This is a genomic window from Photobacterium sp. DNB22_13_2, assembly GCF_052873915.1.
The window spans coordinates 31,038-53,169 of sequence record NZ_JBNNXU010000023.1; the positions used below are offsets into that span (position 1 = coordinate 31,038).

The window sequence follows — 22,132 nt, forward strand, 5'->3', positions numbered from 1 at the left end:
ATTCGATGCTAGTCAAATGACGAAAACAGAACCCGTGGCAGATGCCACGGGTTTTTTATGCCGATTTACCCAGTGGTTCTTCGTATCCGGCGGTGATCTTATTCCGTGATGACCTTGCCTTCACGGCGCGGATCGGCGGCACCGGTCAGGCTTTTGCTGTTGAGCTTGATGGCCTGAACACCAGAGTTGAGCTCCTTGACCTTTACCTCGAAGCCAAGGGTTTCCAGTTTGGGTGCCCAGCTTTCTGCATCGGTACCGGCTTCAAGCTCAAATGGGCCGAATCGGTTGTTCATATTCGGCAGGTTGATGGCTTGTTGCAGCTCCAATCCCCAGTCGAGGTGGGCGACCAGTGTCTTGGCGACATAGCCTATGATCTGGCTGCCACCCGGCGAGCCGATGGCAAGGTAAGGTTTTCCTTTCTGCATCACGATAGTGGGGGCCATAGAGGATCGGGGCCGCTTGCCCGGCTCGACCCGGTTGGCTATCGGTTTACCGTTGTCATGGCTGCGAAAGGAAAAGTCGGTCAGCTCGTTGTTGAGTAAAAAGCCTCGCACCATTACCCGCGAGCCAAATCCATTTTCGATGGTGGTGGTCATGGATATCACATTGCGGCTCTTGTCGACAATCGAAAAGTGGCTGGTCGAGGGCAGCTCGATTGATTCATCCATGGCGTAGCGCAGGGCATGATCCCACGGAGGATTGCCGGCCTCGGCTTTGGCCAAGGCTTGTTCACGATTGAGTAAGGCTGCCCGCTTCTGGAGGTAGTCATCTGCCAGTAGCCCCTTGGTTGGCATCGGCACATAGTCGCTATCGGCCATATAGTGACCACGGTCGGCAAAGGCTAGGCGGGAGGCATCGCCGAGCAGGCGCCAGCTGGTCAGGTTGTCTGGCCCCAGCTCAGCAAGTGGATAGTGGCTGAGCATCCCCATGATCTGGCCTAGCGTCAGGGCGCCGGAACTTGGTGGACCCATGCCGCAGATTTCAAACTGGCGGTAAGGGGCACAGACGGCAGGCCGCTCCTTGACCTGATAGGTGGCGAGATCCATGGTGCTGAGTACGCCCGGATTGCCGGGAGTGGTACGGACCGCCTTGACGATATCTTTGGCTATATCGCCAGTGTAGAAGGCGCTGGCCCCGCGCTCGGCGATTTGGCGTAAGGTATTGGCATATTCCGGGTTCTTCAGCGTTTGGCCAGCCTGAATCGGCGAGCCATCGCTATTGAAGAAATAGGCTTTGGTTGCCTCGAAGCGTTGCAGGTGGGTTTGGTCTTTTTCGACCAGTGCCGCCAACCTTGGGCTGACGGTGAAGCCGTCCTTGGCAAGCTGGATCGCTGGCTCGAACAGCTTCTTCCAGTCCAATTTGCCGTGGCGTTGGTGGGTATACCACATCAGTCTGACGGTACCGGGGGTGCCGACCGAGCGGCCGCCGACCACGGCATCGAAGAATTGCAGCGGTTGGCCCTTGTTATCTTGGAACAGCAGGGGAGTGACGGCAAACGGCGCGGTTTCGCGGCCATCGAAGGTGGTCAGGGCTTTTTTCTTCTGATCCCAATACACCATAAATGCCCCGCCGCCGATACCAGAGGACTGGGGCTCGGTCAAACCCAGCACCAACTGGGTAGCGACCATGGCATCGATAGCGTTGCCGCCCTGACGTAAAATGTCAGCGCCAGCTTCACTGGCGTATGGATTGGCAGATGCCACCATCCAGTCTTTGCCGGTTACCGCTCGCTGCTCGGTCAGGCCGGTTGCTGCTTCAGGGGCGAGCAGATCCACACTTTGTTGGCTGTCTTTGGCAAAGGCGGTTGCAGGTAGGGTCAGCAGGCAGGCTGACAACAAGGCGACCCGGTGTCGGTGATTCCATTCCATGGGTATTTAACTCCTTACTTAAGCTGTAGCTAGCCTAAGTAAGGAGGGGGGGAAATGTCTAACGGTTGGCTGTTTTTTGTGCAGCGGGTCAACCTGTGAGTAGCATTACGTTGGCAAAGTTTACTGCGCGATGATGTTGAGCAGGATCAAGCTGCCGATTAGCGTGAACAAAGCGCCGCAGGTGGCATCAATCCACGGTGTCCAGCGCTGCAGTTTTTGTTGCAGGCGAGCACCGGTCAGCAGCCAAGCCAGCAGGGCAAACCACAGGAACGATGTTCCCCACAGCAAGCCTATTGCGGTTGCCTTGCCACCCAAAGACATACTGGCGGGCACCAAGGTTGATAATAAGCTGATAAAGAAAACTAGGGCTTTGGGGTTGAGGATATTGGTTGTAAAGCCCTTGGCCAGTGCCTGCTTACGGTTGGTGAGTACTCGCTGAGTTTGCTTAGCTGTTTGTTTGTCTGCTGGTTGGTGGCGTTGCTGGTAGTGTTGCCACGTGCCTTTGAGCGCGCCGATCCCAAGCCATAGCAGGTAGCTGCCACCCATGGCTTGCAGCAAGGCAAATAACATTGGGTGTTGGTGGATGAGCAAACTGGCACCGGTTAGGCTGAGGATAGAGTGGAGCAGGATCCCTAGTGACAAACCGAGGGCGATCATTATCCCGGTCTGGCGACCGTAGCGGCCAGCGTTTTGTACCACCAAGGCGAAGTCGGGGCCAGGACTCATTAGGGCGAAGATATGAACAGTTACCAGAGTGGCGAGGGTGGTCATTTCATTGATCATTACGGGTATGTCATCCTTCAAGCAATAGGGCTGTATGCCCAGTAAGTCGAAGCATGCCGCAGTCATTCATTGGATGCTTGTAAAAAAATGACAAACTACCGGATAAAGTCTTACTTGATATGCGAAGGGGAGACGCCGAAGGTTTGCTTAAAGGCATGGGTAAAGTGGGCTTGATCGTAAAATCCGACGTAATAGGCCACTTCGGTGCTACTGAACCCAGCCTTCAATAGTGCCATCGCATGTTCCAATCGTAGGCGAGCTAACCAAGCGTACGGTGTCATGCCCGTGGCTTTTTTGAACTGGCGTAACAGTTGCGATGAACTGAGATCGCACAAGCCTGCCAGCTGCTCCAGATTGATTTTCTGATCCAGATGCGCCATGACATAGTCGCGTAGCTGATGTAAGTCTTTAGACCCCAGTGCTGTTACATTGGCTTCACGCACCTGACCGTAATGCGTCAACAAATAAGAAATGGATTCTATTGGTAGGCTGTCTTTAGCTAGTTGCGATACTTTCGGGTTGTCCAGCTGTTGGTGTAGTAGGGTCAACTGCTGGAACAGGGCTTTATTGGCAATATTGTGTTGCGGGAAGCAGTAATGGCTGTTACCGGATGCTTCCTCAGCTTGCTGGTTGAGCCAATCGGGGGTAATGCTAAAGACTTTGACTTGGTAACCTGATTGCTCTTTGGCTTGGCCGTCGTGGATTTCATCGGGAGGCATGATCACTAATTGCCCGGCTCCTGCTATGTGCTTGCTGCCGTTGTAGTAATACTGCTGCTGGCCTTGAGTGATCAGGCCCAAATGGTAATCTAGGTGATAATGTCGTTTAAAGGCAAAGTTCTGGTAATGAGCATCGATCAGGCCGATATCGTCAATGGGGCTTTTGCGGTGACTGATTTTATTCATAGTACGCTCCCCATTGAAATATCGATATAGATGCTTAGCGGCTCAAAACTGCTACGTATGAGTACACCATAGCGATGACGGTGCTGCTTGTAAAAAATTAACAGTACCGCCTCGCCAGTTGTAGCTCTAGCTGGTGGCGGATTGCTTTTTGTTGATGCGGTGGTTGCGTAGCCCTTCAACGCTGAAAATTAGCAGCGCCGCCCAGATGAAGGCGAATGTATACCCTTTATCGGCGGTAAAGCTTTCGCCATAGACAGTGATGGCCAGCAAAAACATCAGGCTTGGGCCTATGTACTGGAAAAAGCCCAGAGTCGAGAGCTTGAGCTTGGTGGCTGCCCCGGTAAAACACAGCAATGGCAAGGTGGTGACGATGCCGGCTGCCATCAGCAGTAGATTGGTGGTCATTGGGTTAGCAGACCAGTCTGATGTGGGGCTGTCGGCAAAGAGAAAGACGTAGCCGAGCGCCAGAGGCAGCAGCAGGCTGGTTTCCATAAATAGTCCTGTTGCCGCATCAAGGTTGACCTTTTTGCGTAGCAGGCCGTAAAGGCCAAAGCTAGTCGCGAGTGCCAATGCGATCCACGGCAATGAACCGAACTGGATCAGTTGGACTGCCACACCGGTTGCCGCCAGCACCACTGCGACCCATTGCAACGGACGCAGGCGCTCACCGAGAAAAAACATCCCGAGCAGGACATTGAACAGTGGGTTGATGAAATATCCGAGGCTGGCATCAAGCATGAAATTGTTGTTGACCGCCCAGATGAAAATCAGCCAGTTTCCCCCGACCAGCAACGACGTTGCCAGCAGTAGCATGACCACTTTTGGTCGGCCAAGTACGGCTCGGACCTGCCCCCATCCCTTGCTAACCAACAGTAGCAGCGCGAGAAACACAAACGACCAGATCACCCTATGGCTTAGGATCTCCGGCGCACTAACATGTTGGAGAGACTTGAAATAGATCGGGGCAATACCCCACATGGTATAAGCCGCGAGGGCGAGGATGACGCCGCGCTGGGTCTGGGTATTTTGCGCTTCCATGATTACCTGAAAAGTTGGTGCCGAGCTGGCTGGAGAGAAATAAATATTCAATTGTGTATGCAGGCGCAGTATAAGTCGTGTTCGATCTCAATACTATCGTCTTTTTGCTCACCAGCGATGGCTCCGGGCAGAGGCAATGATTTGGACGGGGAGGTGACTCCCATCAGCGATCTGAATGGTATAGAATAGCCAGCCTTGTCCATCTTCAGGTGTCCTGTATCGGGTCACTTGCGCCAATGAGAACGTTATGCCAGCAAGCCAGCCGTGCCAGACCGAAAGCCCCATGACCTGTGAACAGGTGCTGCAGGATGTGTTCGGCTACCAGCAGTTCCGCGAGGGCCAGCAGCCTGTAATCGAGGCGGCGGTGTCCGGGCAGGATTGCTTGGTGATCATGCCGACTGGTGGCGGCAAGTCGCTGTGCTACCAAATTCCGGCCTTGTTGCGTGACGGGCTGACATTGGTGGTGTCCCCCTTGATATCCCTGATGAAAGATCAGGTGGACCAGCTCAAGGCCAATGGGGTAGCTGCCGCCTGCATTAACTCCACCATGACGTGGGAAGATGTGCAGGGAACCTTTCAGGCGATGGAGCAAGGCAAGATCAAGTTGGTTTATGTCTCGCCAGAGCGTTTGCTCGGTCGCGAGTTTTCAGAACGGCTGGCCAGTTTGCCATTGAGCATGGTCGCCGTGGATGAAGCGCACTGTATCTCGCAATGGGGGCATGACTTCAGGCCGGAATACGCCGCTCTTGGCAGTATGCGTCAGGCATTTCCCGATGTACCGGTGATCGCCCTAACGGCAACGGCGGATGACACCACCCGGCATGATATCATTGCCCGTTTGGCCCTACAGTCCCTGCATACCTATCTCGGTAGCTTCGATCGGCCGAATATTCGTTACACCCTGCAAGAAAAATACAAGCCGATGGCCCAGCTGACTCGCTATTTGGCTGGGGTGCGCGGCCAGTGCGGTATTGTTTACTGCAATAGCCGCAAGCGGGTTGAGCAAATCAGTGAAAAGCTAAATCAGAGCGGGATCCGAGCTGCCGCCTATCATGCCGGTATGGAGCATGACGAGCGGGCCTGGGTACAGGAAGCATTCCAACGCGATGATGTCCAAATCGTGGTGGCGACCGTGGCATTCGGCATGGGGATTAACAAACCCAATGTTCGCTTTGTGGTCCATTATGATATCCCGCGTAATATTGAATCCTATTATCAGGAAACCGGACGAGCTGGCCGCGATGGCTTACCGGCAGAAGCTGTCCTGTTTTATGATCCGTCAGACTTGGCCTGGCTACGCCGTTGCCTGGACGAGAAAGATGACGGTCCCCAGAAGCTGGTGGAAAGCCACAAGCTCAATGCGATGGGGGCGTTTGCCGAGGCCCAGACCTGCCGTCGCCAGGTGTTGCTCAATTACTTTGGTGAAGCGCGGGAAGAGCCTTGTGGTAACTGTGATGTGTGCCTTGACCCGCCCAAGCATTTCGATGCATTGGAAGTGTCGCAAAAGGCACTTTCTTGTGTCTACCGGGTTAACCAAGGTTTCGGTATTACTCATGTGGTGGAAGTGCTGCGTGGTATGCAGAACCAGCGTATTCGTGAATATGGCCACGATCAATTGAGTACCTATGGTATTGGCCGCGAGCACAGCCATGAGTTTTGGGTCAGTATTATACGTCAGTTGATCCACCGTGGTTTCCTGACCCAGAATATTGTCCGCAGTTCGATTTTGCAGCTGACAGTCAAAGCACGCGAAGTACTGCGAGGGGAGGTTCCCCTTGAGTTGGCGGTACCGAGGCTCGATATTACCGCCCGCAGTGCCAAGAGTGACAAAATGGCCAATCGGCAGTACGACAAGAAGCTGTTCGCCAAGCTGCGAAAGCTGCGTAAGGCCATTGCTGATGAAGAAGACTTGCCGCCGTATGTGGTATTCAATGATGCCAGTTTAATGGAGATGGCCGAGCGCTTGCCGACCTCGGCGGGTGAGCTTCTGTCGGTCAACGGTGTTGGCCATCGTAAGTTGGAAAAATACGGTAATGCCTTTTTGGGGCTGATTGAAGATCATCTGACTGCAGGTGAAGAGATCGGTTTCTGAGCCGTTTCTTGAGTCGCTTTCTAAGTTGGTGGGTGTGAAACAGACAAAAAAATACCGGACAATCCGCGTCCGGTATAAAATGCGTATTAGATACAGACAGGGGCTTGGCCCATGCATGCTCTGTTCGCTACAAAACAGCTTGCGTATTTGGTGAGAATGTTAAATTCACCGATTGCTAATCGGGTCCCCCCAATCAGCAACATCTCCATAAAACCATGAACCTCTCCCCTTGGCTAGAGGCTGGTTATTGCTTGATACTCACAGAAACAATTGGTTACAGGAAACTCACTGTGGCCAATCATTGCCAAAAGGAATAAACGCTATGGCAGCAAGCTCGCACTATTGGTGTCATCGGTTGGATATCGCGGCAAGACTGCTTGAGATCGGCGCCCCCGAGTTTGATTATGATAACTTTGCCGCAGTGGCTGACACGTTGCTTCTGGGCCTTGGCATTACAGTCTTGGAAAAAGAGCTCAATGCGGACTTGCATGTATGGCTGGTGGACTTTGAAGGCTGTCGTTTGCTGCTGAAAGGTGAGCACTACAGTGGCCAGATGTGGCTAGAAGGGCTCGACAGTGAAGCACAAGAAACACTGTTATTCATCGCTGGATTGCTGGGAGAGCGGTGAAACACTGTTATTCTTCGCTGAACTGGCAACAAGAAGTTACTTGGGTATATAATCCCCGCCTTCGGTTGCTACTGGCGGTGTGAGAGCTGGCAGTAGTGTTTTGGGTTCCCTCTCCCCCAATGACAAAAAGGTCAGACAATGACGACTTCTCAATTTTCGCCTGTGCAGCAGCGCAAGGCCCTTTCTTTGTTGGTGGTTTTCCACCTGTTAATCATCGCATCAAGCAACTATTTGGTTCAGCTTCCCTTTACTGTAATGGGATTGCATACCACATGGGGCGCCTTTACCTTTCCGTTTATCTTTTTGGCGACCGACTTGACGGTACGTATTTTCGGCGCGGCAATGGCAAGGCAGATCATCCTTAGGGTAATGATGCCAGCGCTGATGATTTCCTATGTGCTATCGGTACTTTTTTACCAAGGGGAATATCAGGGCCTAGGCCATCTCGCTGAGTTCAACTTGTTTGTTGCCCGAATTGCGATTGCTAGCTTTATGGCTTACCTGCTAGGGCAAATCATGGATGTGTCGGTATTCAACCGGCTGCGCCAGACCAAGCAATGGTGGGTCGCCCCGAGCTGTTCGACCTTGTTCGGTAATGCCCTTGATACCTTGGCTTTCTTCGCGATAGCGTTCTACAACAGCCCTGATGCATTCATGGCAGAGAACTGGGTCGAGATCGCCTTGGTGGATTATGGCTTTAAATTGCTGATTAGCCTTGGTTTGTTTGTGCCTATGTACGGGGTGTTGCTCAACTATCTGATTAACAAGCTGACGACCTTGCCGTCGGCCCAACAGGGCAGTGACAAGCAACCGCGCAACACCTTGGGTGTCTAGCTTTCCCTTATCAGGGTTTCGCACCATAATAAGCACAGTTTAAGGCCAGCATTGCTGGCCTTATTCAGTTTGGTATATAGGAGGAAATATGCATATTCGTGAGGCCAGTATTGAAGAAGCGGTAACGGTGTTGGCCACGATCACCGAGTTTGCTCGCCCCGCTACCGAAGATGAGCTAAAGCAGAGGCTTCGTGTCCACCGGGCTCTGATTTTAGTGGCTGAGATTGAGGGTGAATTGGTTGGGGTCAAGATCGGTTATCAGTTGTCGGAGGACTGTTTTTACAGCTGGCTGGGTGGGGTTGCACCGGCTGGACGTCGTAACGGTGTGGCACAGGGACTGCTCGAGGCCCAGGAGGCTTGGGTACTTGCCCAAGGCTATCAAGCATTGAGAGTGAAATCCCGAAATCGGTTTCCTGGTATGTTGTGTTTATTACTGAAAAATGGCTATAAAATAGAGCACTTAGAAAAGAAAGACGGTATTGAAGACTTCAGGTTGCACTTTGTTAAACAACTAAATAACAATAATTCTCAATAAAATGCTTGCACCTCAAGTGAGAATGGTTATTATTAACTTGCACTCGGCGAGAACAATTCAAAACGGTTCTGGTTGAAGGCACGACATTGCTCACATTGCTTCCAGTGTACTTTAGCTAGGGTGGGTTTTTAGTGTAGGGCTAAAAACGGCTATCCCTTCTGCTGAGCGGCAACTACTTCCGGTTTTTATGATGGAAAGTAGTGCCGCTTTTTCTTTATCTGCCGCTTTACTTTTGATGCACGGATTCAGGCTATTTTCACCAATTCCTTGACCAGTTTATTGATCCCTTCTGCGGCTTCAGACACGCTACCAGCCAGCATATAAGCGGGAGTGGTCAGCAGCCTGCGCTTTTGATCCAACACGAAATCATTGACCGGGCATTTGATATGTTCCCCGCCCATTTGGTTGAATGCTTTTGACGTACCGGGATCCGTCCCTATGGTACCTTTGGCTCCCGGGCCGTAAATCAGCGGGATCATCGCTGGGGCTATGCATAGGTAACCGGCAGGCTTCTCTTCCTCGGCAAACTGCTGGCAGACCCTTTTGACCTCGGGGTGGATGGAGCACTCGCTCCCCTTGAACGCAAAGTTTGACAGGTTCTTGGCTGCTCCGAAGCCTCCGGGAAGCAGAAGTGCGTCATACTGACTGGGATCTAAAGTGGCCAGATCATTGATTTGACCACGGGCGATCCGAGCTGCCTCGATCAGTACATTGCGTGTTTCAGCCATTTCTTCACCGGTCAGGTGGTTAATCACATGGTGCTGATCCATATTCGGGGCAAAGCAATGCCAACTCGCCCCTTCTTGTTCGATAGCCAGCAGGGAGAGGACGGCTTCATGGATTTCGGCACCGTCAAACACCCCCGAGCCGCTCAAAATAACTGCGATTTTCTTCATAATGGCTCCCTTTATCGTCAGATTTGTCTATTTTTACTCTCAGTTCATCTTATTTAAGAACGCACTGTTAACTTTTTCCACAATTAACGATCATTACTGGATCGTGGATCAAATGAACGATACTGATATAAGTTGTTGTATTTGTTTGGTTTTAATCTTGGTTTTTTAGGCTGTCAAAAAATTGATCAACGATTAAAAATGAACTACCAACAAACTTATCCACAGATGCAGGGCTGGTATTGGAAAACAGCAGTTAACAGTTGAAGGTAGTCATGGCATCCTAGGGTCCTCACTCTTTCATCCCCCGGATATAAGACTATCTTTATGGCAACTATCCCAGAAAATCCACTTATTCTGATTGATGGATCATCTTATCTTTATCGTGCCTACCATGCTGCGCCTAACTTCACTAATTCAGACGGTGAACCAACCGGTGCTGTCTATGGTGTGGTAAATATGCTGCGCAGTATGATGCGCCAGTTTTCCACTGAGCACATTGCCGTTATCTTTGATGCGAAAGGAAAAACATTCCGTGATGACATGTATCCGGAATATAAGGCCAACCGTCCGCCGATGCCGGATGATCTGCGTAGCCAGATCGAGCCCCTCAACGCGGTAATCAAAGCCATGGGCTTACCGCTGATTTCGATCTCCGGGGTTGAGGCCGACGACGTGATTGGTACCTTGGCCAGCCAGGCATCAAAAGCCGGTATGCCGGTCTTGATCAGTACCGGTGATAAAGATATGGCTCAACTGGTTGATCAGAACGTTACCCTGATCAACACCATGACGGATGTGGTGATGGATCCGGCCGGGGTTGTTGATAAGTTTGGTATTGGTCCTGAGTTGATCATCGACTACCTGGCCCTGATGGGAGACAAGGTCGATAACATTCCGGGTGTCCCGGGCGTTGGTGAGAAGACGGCCAAGGCTCTGTTGACGGGGATCGGTGGTTTGGATGCCCTGTACGCCAATCTAGATGATATCCCGCCGCTGGGCTTTCGTGGTTCGAAAACCATGCCGAAAAAATTGCAGGATAATAAAGAAGCAGCGTATCTGTCCTACGAATTGGCGACTATCAAGCTAGATGTTGAGCTTGATGTGACCCCAGAGCAACTGGTGAAAAGCACGCCGGATACCGATGAACTCACCAAATTGTTTGGTCAGTTGCAGTTCCGTCGCTGGTTGTCGGAAATGCTCGACGGCAGTGACGGCCGTATTGTTGCTGATGAAAAAGCGTCGGCGTCTGCAGTTGACAATAAACCGGTGGCACCGGTGATTGACCGCAGTGGTTATGAAACCGTATTGGATGAAGCAGCGTTTATTCAGTGGCTGGAAAAACTGAATTCGGCTGAAGTCGTTGCGTTTGATACTGAAACCGATGGCCTCGATTATATGACGGCTAACTTGATTGGTGTGTCGTTCGCAGTCGAAGAAGGCAAAGCGGCTTATGTGCCAGTTGCCCATGATTACCTTGATGCACCAACTCAGCTTGACCGTGATTGGGTGCTAGCTCAGCTTAAGCCGTTACTGGAAGATCCAGAGCGTGCCAAGGTGGGCCAGAACCTCAAGTTTGATGCCAGTATCCTCGCTCGCTATGGTATTGACATGCAGGGGATCCGCTTTGACACCATGCTGGAGTCTTACGTGTTCAACAGTGTGGTTGGCCGCCATGACATGGATAGCCTGTCGCTGCGCTACCTTGAGCACAAAGCCATTAGCTTTGAAGACATTGCCGGGAAGGGCAAGAAGCAGCTGACTTTCAATCAGATTGATTTAGAGCAAGCCGGTCCTTACGCGGCAGAGGATGCAGATATTACGCTGCGTCTGCATAATCTGCTGGTTGAAAAAGTGAATGCCGATGAAAAGCTCAAGTCGGTGTTTGAAGAGATTGAAATGCCATTGGTGCCGGTATTATCGCGTATAGAGCGTACCGGTGTGCTGATTGATAGCATGCAGCTTGGCGCACAGTCTACCGAGATCGCCGTCCGCCTTGATGAGCTGGAGAAGCAGGCTTACGAGATCGCGGGTGATGAGTTCAACTTGAGCTCGCCAAAGCAGTTGCAAGCCATTCTGTTTGAAAAAATGGGTCTACCGGTGCTGAAGAAAACGCCTTCTGGTACGCCTTCGACCAATGAAGAAGTGCTGCAAGAGCTGGCATTGGATTATCCGCTGCCTAAGCTGATCTTGGAATACCGTAGCCTGGCGAAGCTGAAGTCGACCTATACCGACAAGCTGCCGAAGATGGTGAACCCGGCTACAGGCCGCGTCCATACTTCCTACCATCAGGCCGTGACTGCGACGGGTCGTCTGTCATCGAGCGATCCAAACTTGCAGAACATCCCGGTACGTAATGAGGAAGGGCGCCGTATTCGCCAGGCCTTCATTGCACCAACCGGCTACAAGGTACTGGCTGTCGACTACTCGCAAATCGAATTGCGTATTATGGCCCACCTGTCGGGTGATCAGGCCTTGTTGGATGCCTTCCGCCATGGCAAGGATATCCATGCCGCGACGGCTGCTGAGATCTTGGGGATCCCGCTGGAGTCGGTATCTACCGAGCAACGCCGCCGCGCGAAGGCGATTAACTTCGGCTTGATCTATGGCATGAGTGCATTTGGGCTGGCTAAGCAGCTGGATATGGGGCGTAACGAAGCTCAGGAATATATGAATGTGTATTTCGAGCGATACCCTGGTGTGCTCGAATATATGGAAAGCACCCGTAACCAAGCCAGTGAGCAGGGGTTTGTGGAAACCTTGTTCGGGCGTCGTTTGCATCTGCCTGATATCAAGTCGCGCAACGGTATGCGCCGCAAGGCAGCTGAGCGTGCAGCGATCAACGCCCCGATGCAGGGAACTGCCGCTGATATTATCAAACGTGCGATGGTGTTAGTGGATGAGTGGGTTGGCCAGCAGCCTGAAGGCCAAGTACGTTTGCTAATGCAAGTACATGACGAACTTGTATTTGAAGTACAAGAGTCGGAGGTCGATAACGTCTCTGCTGAAGTTCGCCGCTTGATGGAAATGGCAGCTGAATTGGCAGTCCCACTGATTGCAGACGCCGGTATTGGTGATAACTGGGATCAGGCGCACTAAATTAGTCAGAGAGCCTATAATCGTATGAAAATAGCCAGCATAGCTGGCTATTTTTTTGCTTAAATTATTCGCTCAATGAATTACGAATATTAGAAATTACTTACGAGATTCTTGAAAAAAAACTACAAAAACACTTTTCAATACTGAGCAATTGATATACAGTTAGAGGCGTAGGGTACAGAGGTAAGATGTTCTATCTTTCAGACCTTTTGTTTCACGTTATTGGATTTGGCTGATTCAGCCGCCCTGGTCATTTGGCCAGGGCGTTTTTTATTGTGGCGCCGAAAAATCCATTCCTCCAAATTCCTTCGAATACTTCCGTTTACATTTTGATCGTATTGGCGCTGATTGGTTGTCATCTCATCTATTTAGATACCGAATAACTGTACTGGAAGGTTTTGTTTCCAGTGTTTACTCCGTATGAAGAATTTTTCTTTATTAATTTTTAGAGTAATTACTTTAATTTGGTTTTGCAGATCGCTATAATCTTGTTTGCTTCTTGTTCATATTTGTTTTCGGTAGTGGGCTCCAAGTCGGCTAGCCAACAAATACATGAAATCGCCATCCTGGATTTGGGGTGGCTTTTTTTTATCCGTCATACCTTGAAACTGTAATTTTATTCCATTTTGGGATGTTGCTATTGAGCTTTAGCACTCTTTTTTCTTGCTAAAAAACATCTTTTCCTACTATTACTCATCAACCGCTTAAAACTGATAGTTATCCTCTGGAAACCAAGATGTAACCTGTGGTTGAGTGTTGCCGGATACACAATTATGGGAGAAAAAACTTGCGTTGGTGGGGGAAATCACTGATGCTTTCTGGACAAATATAAAAACCTCCTATTTCTCTCCCATTGCCCCGCCTTGCTGGTGGGGTATTTTTATGTCTGGGCCCCGCGAGATTTGTACTGCGAGCACTGGCAAAAAAAAAGCTCCCAGGCGGGAGCTTTCGTGTTGTCTGGCAAGCCGTTACTCTTCGTCTTGCGCTTCGTCTTCTTCGAGCATCGCCATTTGGCGCTCTAGCTCAGGGGCAAACCATTCATCGAGTTTACGGCGGACCTGGTCAACACCTATCCCCTTGAGTGACGAGAAGGCTTCGACCTGTACGTCGCCACCGAATGTCTTGACGCTGTCGCGTACCTTCATTAGCTGTTGTTTGCGGGCACCGCTCTTGAGCTTGTCAGCTTTGGTGAGTAGAACCAGCACAGGAAGGCGGCTTTCGATCGCCCACATGATCATCTGTTGATCAAGATCCTTGAGCGGGTGGCGGATGTCCATCAGCACGACTAGGCCCTGCAGGCACTCGCGCTTTTGCAGGTATTCTCCCAGTGACTCCTGCCACTTTAACTTCATTTCCAGCGGAACCTGGGCGTAGCCATATCCCGGAAGGTCAATCAGGTTACAGCCGGGGATCACCTCGAACATATTGATCAATTGGGTACGTCCGGGCGTTTTAGAGGTACGGGCTAGGCTTTTTTGGTCGGTGATGCGGTTTAGGGCACTTGACTTACCTGCATTGGAGCGGCCAGCAAATGCGATCTCAACGCCTGTGTCGTTCGGCAAGTGTCGGATTGTAGGCGCACTTGTGATAAATCCTGTGTTTCTATAGTTGAGAGGTTGATTCACTGTTAACTCCGTCAAGTCTTGATGTAGTCGACTGATTACTTTTATGTGAAATTGTGTAAAATGTATGAGAACCGAGCTCGGTTAGTGGTCGCATTGTATACCATGTTACTGAGCATTACTTGTGGTACTGGAAGCTCTATAATTATAAACGGAATGTCATGAAGAAATTAGCACTGATATTGACTCTGCTGGCCAGTTGCTCAGCCTGGGCCCAGGGAGATGCAGAAGCCGGAAAAGCAAAAGCCGCAACATGTGCCGCCTGCCATGGTGCAGACGGTAATGGGATTATGGCGCAATACCCGAAGATTGCCGGGCAGCATTCGGGTTATCTCGAAAAACAGCTTAAAGATTTTAAGCTTGCCATGAGTACCGGTGGTGCCCAAGGACGTAACGATCCTGTGATGGGCGGTATGGCAATGCCATTGACCGAGCAGGATATGGCGGATCTCGCCTCTTACTACGCTTCGCTGCCTATCTCTGATAACACCACAACCGAGTCATCGATTGAACTTGGCCAGACCCTATACCGCTTTGGCGATGCCGAGCGTGGCGTGACCGCATGTACGGCTTGTCACGGTCCTCGGGGTAATGGTACCAGCCTGTCTGGTTTCCCTAAAATCTCCGGGCAGAATGGCGAATACGTCAAGCTACAGCTGGAGAAATTTCGCGACGGTCAGCGTGGCAATGATATGAATGCCATGATGCGCGCGGTGGCCGCGAAGCTGACAGATGACGAAATTACCGCCTTGTCGCAGTACGTCGGCGGTTTGCACTAAATTTTCATTCAGCCAGACTTCCAGTGGTGGTGATAAAAGGCAGCTTCGGCTGCCTTTTTTATTGCTGGAAAAGGTGGCATCTGCAAGAAAATAACAGCTTTATAAAGGTAAAACGTAAATGACTGGGTGGCTTGTGAGAGATCGACTATTCGTTTTGGTCGATGTTGATGAAGTTGTTAATAGTCATTACCTTAAAGCTAAGGTAAAACAGGGTCTTGTGAGCGCTGAAATAAAGTTACAACCAAGTAGCCGGTGTTGGGGACATTGTTTCAAGACAGGTTTGGCGTAAAGTATTCCTTGTCGACAGGGAGTTGGCACAGGAATGGAAAGCGCCAGTGACGGCATGGGCAGGGCGCCCGAAGGAATACAGGATGTCCGGCAAGGAGCCGGGTAGGCCGCAAGATGTGGTAAGGACTGTCAGGAAAGACGCTTACGGAAAAGAAAACACAACATAGGAAGCAGTATTCTAGGGACGGGATGCACACACGGATGGTGAACTGGTTGCCAGATGGCAGCATGCTGATGGACACAGCCGGTTAAGGATAGCCGCATAAACAGGGATAACTGTTCAGGGACGGAAAAAACACATCAGGATGATGAAGAACAACAAGTTGGCACGGAAGCAACAATAACAAAAGGATATTGTCAGACCGGGATGTTACATAACTGGTTACGGACAGACTAGACAGGATATAGCCAGCAATGGCGACCCCACATGGCGACAGGTTGAATAACCTGTCGCTTTTTTCTTTTTTAGGCACAGGCCTCCCCCTCCTTAGTAGTGCACATTTCTCCATCAAATCTGCTATGATACCCGGCTTCATTGAGCACCGTGGCAATGCCCTGTGCGAGAGATTTAATCGGAGAGCGAAGATGAGCCCTTGTCCGCTGTGCCATAGCCAAAGCACTGCGCTGTTTTTTGAAGATCGGCGTCGGCAGTATGTCCGCTGTGGTGAGTGCGCATTAATTTTTGCTGATCCCGAGTCGAGATTGTCGCCAGAGGAAGAAAAAGCGCACTATGATTTGCATGAGAATAACCCGGAAGACTTGGGTTACCGGCGCTTTCTGGCCCGGCTTGCCGATCCACTGAGGGAGCGACTTGGCGGCAAATCGCTTGATGGCCTGGATTTTGGTTGTGGCCCCGGCCCGACCTTATCGCTGATGTTGGCAGAAGCGGGCCACAAGATGGCAATTTATGACCCGTATTTTGCCCATAAGCCAGAGGTGCTGGACACGCAATATGACTTTGTGACCTGTACCGAGGCAATAGAACACTTTTATACGCCTGCGAAGGAGTGGGGGCAGCTGGTTGGTATGGTAAAACCCGGTGGTTGGCTGGGCTTGATGACCAAACTAGCAAAAGATGCAGATGCCTTTGCGCAATGGCATTACAAGAACGACCCAACGCATGTGAGCTTTTTTAGCCGCGAGACGTTCCAATATTTAGCCCAAAGAGATGGCTTGGACGTTGAGTTTGTTGGGAATGATGTAATTTTGCTGAGGAAAACCCAGTAATGACCCGTAAAAAAAGAAGCCGTGCTACCGGATCATCCGATCAGGTAGTCACCATTAAGACCCGTACCCAGAATGATGTCGATGGCCTACAACGCAAGAAAGATCGTAAGCGCAAGGGCCTGAAGTCAGGCAGCCGCCACTCGATGGTGTCGCCTGATGATGCACGCAAGGCCGCGCAGCGTAAAGATCCGCGCCACGGCAGCAAGAAGGCGATCCCTTTGGTTGTTGAACCGAAAAAGCCGATGACCAAGCAACAACGCCGCATGAGCGCTGAGCAAGAGCTACAAATGCTGGAAAATGATGCCCAGCTGATGGTATTGCTTGACCGTATTGAAGCCGGTGAAAAACTGGGTGCAGGCTTGCAGAAGCAAGTTGACCAGAAGCTTGATCGTATCGAACAGCTGATGAACCAGCTCGGCCTATTGGAAGAAGACGAGCCGGAAATGGACGAAGTCGAGACCCCTCGAGGCCCTCGTTCAGATGATGACCTGCTTGATCAGTTTGAAAACATGGATTTTGACGGTTTAGACAAGGAGTAACCCTTGCAGGATATGACATTGTGGCTAGGACTGGCCGGCTTGATTGTGACGGTATTGGCAAGCTATGCCGGCTATTTGTTGTTTAAGCTCTACCAGCAGACCCTGCGCCATAAGGCATTTCTCGCTCGCGCTCAGCGTCAGCAGGAGGAAGGGATCAAGCAACGCAATGCCAATATCATGGAAAGCGTGTTGATCATTGCCGCTGCCGGCAAGCAGGACGAATGTGATATGTCGGAAATTTCCATCCGCTTATACAAGCTGATGGAAGTACTGCAAGGTGATCATCGGGTGGATTTTTCCAACCAGTATCCGGCCATGCATGAGCTTTACCAAGTGGTGAAGGACATGCCGCGCGGTGATGCGCGCAAGACCCTGGCCAAGCAAGAGCGCATGCAGCTGGATTTGATCCGAATGAAGGCCGAAGCTCGCTTGGTTGAAACTATCAAGTCTGAGCTAGATCTGATTTTGGCTGCCAAGCCAACTGTCTGATTTTGGTTCCTGTTTTCCCCTGTCTATACTCAGAGACAGGGGAATACTGATCGGGATAGCAGTTTAGTTATCTTCTATCTACATCTTTATAAAGTTGTGTCACACTCGGTGATCAATATTCTCTCCCCCTCTAATTTAGTGGAAGTAAGTCATGTCAAATGAGCAAATTATTTGGGATCAGGCCTTAATCGAAAAATATAACTATTCGGGGCCGCGTTATACCTCATACCCAACAGCGCTTGAATTTCACGAAGCGTTTACGCCAGCGGAATTTGACATGGCGTGCGCCCAGTATCCTGAGCGTAAACTGTCGCTGTATGTTCACATCCCGTTCTGCCACAAGCTGTGCTATTACTGTGGCTGTAACAAGATCATCACCCGTCACCAGCACAAGGCCGATCAGTACCTTGATGCATTGGAGCAGGAAATTCGCCAGCGCTCGACGTTATTGGGCGAGCGAACCGTTAGTCAGCTTCACTGGGGCGGTGGTACACCGACGTTCCTGACCAAGCCGCAGGTGAGCCGCCTAATGGGCTTGTTGCGCGAACAATTCACGTTTACCCCCGATGCTGAGATCAGCATTGAGGTCGACCCGCGTGAAATCGAGCTTGATATGCTTGACCACCTGCGTAGCGAAGGCTTCAACCGACTTAGCATCGGGGTGCAGGACTTCAATAAAGAAGTACAGAAACTGGTTAATCGTGAGCAGGATGAAGCGTTTATTTTTGCCATGGTAGAGCGTGCCCGCGAATTGGGTTTCCGTTCGACCAACCTGGATTTGATCTATGGCCTACCAAAGCAGACCCCGGATCTGTTTGCCCAAACACTCGATCAGGTGCTGACTATGCGCCCAGGCCGTTTGTCGATTTTCAACTACGCCCACATGCCGACACTGTTTGCCGCCCAGCGTAAGATCAAAGATGCGGACTTGCCGCAGGCCAATGAGAAGCTGACGATTTTGCAGCAGACCATTGCGACTCTGACTGGTGCCGGTTACCAATTTATTGGTATGGATCACTTTGCCCTGCCGGAAGATGAGTTGGCGTTGGCCCAGCGTGAAGGTATCTTGCACCGTAATTTCCAAGGGTATACCACCCAGGGAGATACTGATCTGCTTGGTCTTGGGGTATCGGCGATTTCGATGATTGGTAATTGCTACGCCCAGAATCAGAAAGAGCTCAAGCAGTATTACGCCAGTGTTGATGAAAAAAGTGAGGCGCTCTGGAAAGGGGTTTCGCTGGATGCCGATGACTTATTGCGCCGTGAAGTGATCAAGTCGCTGATTTGTAACTTCCACCTTGATAAAACAGCGATCGAGCAACAGTTTGAGATCGACTTTGATAGCTACTTTGCTGAAGATATCGAATTGCTACAGACCTTTATCAATGATGGTCTGGTTGAGGTGAGTGATACCGCGATTGATGTCGCGCTGAAAGGTCGCTTGTTGATCCGAAATATTTGCATGTGCTTTGATAAGTATTTGCGCCACCGTGCTCGTCAGCAACAGTTTTCGCGGGTGATTTAACCCTCTGTCTGCTGCTGCATGGTACAGATAAACAAAAAGCCCTCGAGCCGTTATGGCTCGGGGGCTTTTTGGTATTGGCTAACTCAAGGATTAGCCGTGAAACATGTTCACCGCGGCAATCAGTGCCAGGATACCGGCAGCAAAATGACCAGGGCCATTGGCTGCGATTTCACTGACAGCAGGCATTGCCACGCTGAATGAAAATAGACTTTCCAGCATGGTGGGGATCCAACTGTGTTTTTTAGTGTTGTGTGGTGTGGTTTCAGTGATGGCTGAAACCGGGGGTATTGTACGCAAAATGAACGAAGATGGAATGGGGTTAGGTCAAAAAACAACCAGTAACGACAAATTATTTGCACCTTATCGTTCTCGCCATGCTGCGGTCTAGCTTTAGTTTCGACGGCTTTCACATGCGGGTGTAGGTAGTCGCAGGGGCAAATTGTTGATGCGGAAAGAAACTCTGGTGTTGTTGAATTTCTTTCCGCAAGAAAGTTGTGAAGGATCAGTCAGTCACGACATTGAGCTCTTTGAGTTTGCGAGTCAGGGTGTTACGGCCCCAGCCCAGTAATCGCGCAGCTTCCTGTTTATGGCCATGGGTGTGCTCCAGAGCGGCTTCGAGCAGTATTTTTTCAAACTCTGGCAGTGCTTCACCGAGCAGGTTTTGGTGCCCTTGGCGAAGGTTGTCGAAGGCCCATTTCTCCAAAGCATTATGCCAGTGCAAGAGGCCGCCTTCGCTGGCTTCCGGCTCGCTCGGGGCTATTAGCTCCGGTGGCAGATCGGCAGGTAGGATTTCTTTGCCACTGGCCATCACTGTGAGCCAACGACAGGTATTTTCCAGTTGACGGACATTGCCCGGCCAGTCCAGCATCGTTAACGCCTCTTCGGTATCCGGGTGTAGGGTTTTGACCTCGACTCCGAGTTCGTCAGAGGCACGTATCAGGAAGTGGCGGGTCAGCTGTGGAATATCCTGACGGCGGTCTTTGAGCGCGGGGAGGTGGACCCGGATGACATTGAGGCGGTGAAACAAATCTTCGCGGAACTCTCCTGCGGTAACCAGCCTTTCGAGGTTCTGGTGGGTCGCGGCAATGATCCGAACGTCGACATTCACCGGTGAATGGCCACCGACCCGGTAGAACTGGCCGTCTGCCAGTACTCGTAGCAATCGGGTTTGGATATCCAGCGGCATGTCCCCGATCTCATCAAGAAACAAAGTGCCGCCGTTGGCCTGTTCGAATCGACCTTGGCGGACACTGTTGGCACCGGTAAAGGCACCTTTTTCGTGGCCGAACAATTCCGATTCAATCAAATCTTTAGGAATGGCAGCCATGTTGAGGGCTATGAATTCCTTGTGGCTGCGTGGGCTGTGGCGGTGCAACGCATGGGCAACCAGTTCTTTACCGGTACCGGACTCACCATTGATCAGCACCGATATTGATGAGCGAGACAAGCGGCCTATGGCGCGAAATACCTCCTGCATGGCCGGGGCTTCACCGATAATTTCTGGGGCGTTTTTTTCAACTGTTTCTGGTTGCTGTTGGCGCTTCTGTTCCTGGCTATGGGTCACGGCACGTTCGACAAGGGTCACGGCCTCATCGATATCAAACGGCTTGGGCAGATACTCGAAGGCCCCTTCCTGATAGGCATTCACAGCGGCATCGAGATCGGAATGGGCGGTCATGATGATGACTGGCAGGGTTGGGTAGTCTGCCTGTAGCACTTTAAGTAAACCAAACCCATCCATGCCAGGCATGCGGATATCAGACACCAGCACATCGGGTACGCTACGCTCCAGTGCTTCAACCACGCTGTCGGCATTGGCGAAGGTTTCACACTTCAATCCGGCTGCATTGAGGGTTCGCTCCAGCACCCAGCGGATCGAGCTGTCGTCATCAACGACCCAAATTAGTCCTTTGCTCATGGTGAATCCTCTACATAATCGGTAAATACAGGGTGAATTTGGTATGGCCTGGCCAACTTACGACTTCAATCTTACCTTGGTGCTGGTCGACTAGGTTCTGTGCGATTGACAGCCCTAGCCCTGTTCCCCCCTCGCGCCCGGTGATCATGGGGTAGAACAGGGTGTCCTGGATATCACTCGGGATCCCGGGGCCATCGTCGGTGATGTCGATTTTGGCGGCAACCCGGTAGCGCTTGCCGTGGATCAGTGTCTGGTGGGCGGTACGGGTCTTGAGGGTTATATTGCCGCCGCCGTGTTGCTTGAGCGCTAATGAGGCATTGCTGACAATATTGAGAATGGCTTGTTCGAGTTGGTCGGCATCCATGGTGAAATCTGGCAGGCTGGGATCATAATCGCGGTGCAGGTGGATATTCTCGCCGCAATCAATGCTGATCAGCTGGCGGACTTTTTCCAGTACCACGTGAATATTGTCTTGCTGGCGGTTGCCGGGACGCTGCGGTCCCAGTAGGCGATCGACCAGATTTCGTAGTCGGTCGGCCTGTTCGATGATCATCTGGGTGTATTCGGTGTAACTCGGATCAGGCAAGGTTTTTTCCAGCAACTGGGCAGCACCGCGTAAGCCACCCAGCGGGTTTTTGATTTCATGGGCTAACCCGCGTACTAATTCCTTAGCTGCTTGCTGTTGGGCATGTTGGCTGAGCTCTTGGCTGATCCGGCGTTGCTGGTCAATCGGTTTGAGTTCGAGCAATATCAATAACTCGCGCTGCCATGATAGCGGGCTGGCATTGAGCTCAAGGGTATGGTGGCGACCGTCGATGACAAAAGTGACATCGCTATCTGCCAATCCTTGCCCACTTTGTAGGGTGTCGGAAATAAGGCCCAGATCTAGCGACGTGTGCTGGAGCAGATCTGGGAAGCAAGTATTGTTGAGTCGGCGCTTGCTGAACGACAGCAGTTGTTCGGCTGCCGGATTGACGTAGCGTATGGTCAGCGACTCATCGAGTAATACGATTGCCGTGACTTGGTTGTCTAGGATCAGGGAAGAAAAGTCAGCCGTCACAGTTACCATC

At 51.2% G+C, this 22,132-nt stretch carries 20 protein-coding genes; 11 read left to right on the plus strand and 9 right to left on the minus strand.

The window, feature by feature from the left end; genetic code table 11:
• Positions 1–98: 98 nt before the first annotated feature.
• The 4 genes from ggt to rarD form a co-directional block, all read right to left on the minus strand.
• Complete coding sequence (gene ggt, locus ACVA58_RS23635) at positions 99–1,868, minus strand: gamma-glutamyltransferase (protein ID WP_446512747.1); 1,770 nt, start codon at positions 1,866–1,868, stop codon at positions 99–101.
• Positions 1,869–1,988: 120 nt separating this feature from the next.
• Positions 1,989–2,648 (minus strand): LysE family translocator, encoded by a 660-nt coding sequence (locus ACVA58_RS23640; RefSeq protein ID WP_446512793.1) that lies wholly within the window; start codon positions 2,646–2,648, stop codon positions 1,989–1,991.
• A 113-nt stretch (positions 2,649–2,761) separates the two neighbouring features.
• Positions 2,762–3,556, minus strand: a complete 795-nt coding sequence (locus tag ACVA58_RS23645; protein ID WP_446512748.1) for an AraC family ligand binding domain-containing protein — start codon at positions 3,554–3,556, stop codon at positions 2,762–2,764.
• A 126-nt stretch (positions 3,557–3,682) separates the two neighbouring features.
• Entirely contained in the window at positions 3,683–4,594 is a 912-nt protein-coding gene (gene rarD, locus ACVA58_RS23650; protein WP_446512749.1) for an EamA family transporter RarD, read from the minus strand.
• 247 nt (positions 4,595–4,841) lie between these two features.
• On the opposite strand from rarD, the gene recQ reads away from it, so the two are divergent.
• The 4 genes from recQ to ACVA58_RS23670 all read left to right on the plus strand — a co-directional run bounded on the left by recQ (position 4,842) and on the right by ACVA58_RS23670 (position 8,683).
• Complete coding sequence (gene recQ / locus ACVA58_RS23655) at positions 4,842–6,686, plus strand: ATP-dependent DNA helicase RecQ (protein ID WP_446512750.1); 1,845 nt, start codon at positions 4,842–4,844, stop codon at positions 6,684–6,686.
• A gap of 322 nt (positions 6,687–7,008) precedes the next feature.
• Positions 7,009–7,314: a DUF3630 family protein gene (locus ACVA58_RS23660; protein WP_446512751.1), complete on the plus strand. Its 306-nt coding sequence runs from the start codon at positions 7,009–7,011 to the stop codon at positions 7,312–7,314.
• A 138-nt stretch (positions 7,315–7,452) separates the two neighbouring features.
• Entirely contained in the window at positions 7,453–8,148 is a 696-nt protein-coding gene (locus tag ACVA58_RS23665) for a 7-cyano-7-deazaguanine/7-aminomethyl-7-deazaguanine transporter (protein WP_446512752.1), read from the plus strand.
• 88 nt (positions 8,149–8,236) lie between these two features.
• Entirely contained in the window at positions 8,237–8,683 is a 447-nt protein-coding gene (locus ACVA58_RS23670) for an N-acetyltransferase family protein (RefSeq protein ID WP_446512753.1), read from the plus strand.
• A gap of 245 nt (positions 8,684–8,928) precedes the next feature.
• On the opposite strand, the gene elbB is transcribed toward ACVA58_RS23670, so the two are convergent.
• Entirely contained in the window at positions 8,929–9,579 is a 651-nt protein-coding gene (gene elbB / locus ACVA58_RS23675) for an isoprenoid biosynthesis glyoxalase ElbB (protein ID WP_446512754.1), read from the minus strand.
• Between the two features lie 324 nt (positions 9,580–9,903).
• Here elbB and polA point away from each other — a divergent pair, with 324 nt between their 5' ends.
• Together polA and ACVA58_RS23685 are read left to right on the plus strand one after the other, a co-directional pair.
• Positions 9,904–12,675 (plus strand): DNA polymerase I, encoded by a 2,772-nt coding sequence (polA, locus tag ACVA58_RS23680; protein WP_446512755.1) that lies wholly within the window; start codon positions 9,904–9,906, stop codon positions 12,673–12,675.
• A gap of 188 nt (positions 12,676–12,863) precedes the next feature.
• On the plus strand, positions 12,864–12,911 hold the full coding sequence (locus ACVA58_RS23685) for a hypothetical protein (RefSeq protein WP_438616993.1): 48 nt from the start codon (positions 12,864–12,866) through the stop codon (positions 12,909–12,911).
• 732 nt (positions 12,912–13,643) lie between these two features.
• On the opposite strand, the gene yihA is transcribed toward ACVA58_RS23685, so the two are convergent.
• Complete coding sequence (gene yihA, locus ACVA58_RS23690; protein WP_446512756.1) at positions 13,644–14,300, minus strand: ribosome biogenesis GTP-binding protein YihA/YsxC; 657 nt, start codon at positions 14,298–14,300, stop codon at positions 13,644–13,646.
• A gap of 158 nt (positions 14,301–14,458) precedes the next feature.
• Here yihA and ACVA58_RS23695 point away from each other — a divergent pair, with 158 nt between their 5' ends.
• The 5 genes from ACVA58_RS23695 (at position 14,459) to hemN (ending at position 19,144) form a co-directional block, all read left to right on the plus strand.
• The gene (locus tag ACVA58_RS23695) at positions 14,459–15,076 is read left to right on the plus strand and encodes a c-type cytochrome (protein ID WP_446512757.1); all 618 of its coding nucleotides are present in this window, start codon (positions 14,459–14,461) and stop codon (positions 15,074–15,076) included.
• An 873-nt stretch (positions 15,077–15,949) separates the two neighbouring features.
• A complete protein-coding gene (locus ACVA58_RS23700) occupies positions 15,950–16,591 on the plus strand; it encodes a class I SAM-dependent methyltransferase (protein ID WP_446512758.1) in 642 nt (213 codons plus the stop codon).
• Complete coding sequence (yihI, locus tag ACVA58_RS23705) at positions 16,591–17,130, plus strand: Der GTPase-activating protein YihI (RefSeq protein ID WP_446512759.1); 540 nt, start codon at positions 16,591–16,593, stop codon at positions 17,128–17,130. The genes ACVA58_RS23700 and yihI overlap by 1 nt, the downstream gene beginning before the upstream one ends.
• A 12-nt stretch (positions 17,131–17,142) precedes the next feature.
• Positions 17,143–17,619, plus strand: coding sequence for a DUF2489 domain-containing protein (locus ACVA58_RS23710; protein ID WP_446512794.1), 477 nt, complete (start codon positions 17,143–17,145; stop codon positions 17,617–17,619).
• 151 nt (positions 17,620–17,770) lie between these two features.
• On the plus strand, positions 17,771–19,144 hold the full coding sequence (gene hemN, locus ACVA58_RS23715) for an oxygen-independent coproporphyrinogen III oxidase (RefSeq protein ID WP_446512760.1): 1,374 nt from the start codon (positions 17,771–17,773) through the stop codon (positions 19,142–19,144).
• A gap of 90 nt (positions 19,145–19,234) precedes the next feature.
• Here the strand turns inward: hemN and ACVA58_RS23720 are convergent, their stop codons facing one another.
• The 3 genes from ACVA58_RS23720 to glnL all read right to left on the minus strand — a co-directional run bounded on the left by ACVA58_RS23720 (position 19,235) and on the right by glnL (position 22,122).
• Positions 19,235–19,363 (minus strand): hypothetical protein, encoded by a 129-nt coding sequence (locus ACVA58_RS23720; RefSeq protein WP_255041626.1) that lies wholly within the window; start codon positions 19,361–19,363, stop codon positions 19,235–19,237.
• A gap of 283 nt (positions 19,364–19,646) precedes the next feature.
• Entirely contained in the window at positions 19,647–21,062 is a 1,416-nt protein-coding gene (gene glnG / locus ACVA58_RS23725; protein WP_446512761.1) for a nitrogen regulation protein NR(I), read from the minus strand.
• 10 nt (positions 21,063–21,072) lie between these two features.
• Complete coding sequence (glnL, locus tag ACVA58_RS23730) at positions 21,073–22,122, minus strand: nitrogen regulation protein NR(II) (RefSeq protein ID WP_446512762.1); 1,050 nt, start codon at positions 22,120–22,122, stop codon at positions 21,073–21,075.
• Positions 22,123–22,132 lie beyond the last annotated feature (10 nt).

Excerpts from the sequence above, each read along its gene's own strand:
- ggt (WP_446512747.1), bottom strand. The coding sequence starts at position 1,868 with ATGGAATGGAATCACCGACACCGGGTCGCCTTGTTGTCAGCCTGCCTG.
- ACVA58_RS23645 (WP_446512748.1), bottom strand. The coding sequence starts at position 3,556 with ATGAATAAAATCAGTCACCGCAAAAGCCCCATTGACGATATCGGCCTG.
- rarD (WP_446512749.1), bottom strand. The coding sequence starts at position 4,594 with ATGGAAGCGCAAAATACCCAGACCCAGCGCGGCGTCATCCTCGCCCTC.
- recQ (WP_446512750.1), top strand. The coding sequence starts at position 4,842 with ATGCCAGCAAGCCAGCCGTGCCAGACCGAAAGCCCCATGACCTGTGAA.
- ACVA58_RS23660 (WP_446512751.1), top strand. The coding sequence starts at position 7,009 with ATGGCAGCAAGCTCGCACTATTGGTGTCATCGGTTGGATATCGCGGCA.
- ACVA58_RS23665 (WP_446512752.1), top strand. The coding sequence starts at position 7,453 with ATGACGACTTCTCAATTTTCGCCTGTGCAGCAGCGCAAGGCCCTTTCT.
- ACVA58_RS23670 (WP_446512753.1), top strand. The coding sequence starts at position 8,237 with ATGCATATTCGTGAGGCCAGTATTGAAGAAGCGGTAACGGTGTTGGCC.
- elbB (WP_446512754.1), bottom strand. The coding sequence starts at position 9,579 with ATGAAGAAAATCGCAGTTATTTTGAGCGGCTCGGGGGTGTTTGACGGT.
- polA (WP_446512755.1), top strand. The coding sequence starts at position 9,904 with ATGGCAACTATCCCAGAAAATCCACTTATTCTGATTGATGGATCATCT.
- ACVA58_RS23695 (WP_446512757.1), top strand. The coding sequence starts at position 14,459 with ATGAAGAAATTAGCACTGATATTGACTCTGCTGGCCAGTTGCTCAGCC.
- ACVA58_RS23700 (WP_446512758.1), top strand. The coding sequence starts at position 15,950 with ATGAGCCCTTGTCCGCTGTGCCATAGCCAAAGCACTGCGCTGTTTTTT.
- yihI (WP_446512759.1), top strand. The coding sequence starts at position 16,591 with ATGACCCGTAAAAAAAGAAGCCGTGCTACCGGATCATCCGATCAGGTA.
- ACVA58_RS23710 (WP_446512794.1), top strand. The coding sequence starts at position 17,143 with ATGACATTGTGGCTAGGACTGGCCGGCTTGATTGTGACGGTATTGGCA.
- hemN (WP_446512760.1), top strand. The coding sequence starts at position 17,771 with ATGTCAAATGAGCAAATTATTTGGGATCAGGCCTTAATCGAAAAATAT.
- ACVA58_RS23720 (WP_255041626.1), bottom strand. The coding sequence starts at position 19,363 with ATGCTGGAAAGTCTATTTTCATTCAGCGTGGCAATGCCTGCTGTCAGT.
- glnG (WP_446512761.1), bottom strand. The coding sequence starts at position 21,062 with ATGAGCAAAGGACTAATTTGGGTCGTTGATGACGACAGCTCGATCCGC.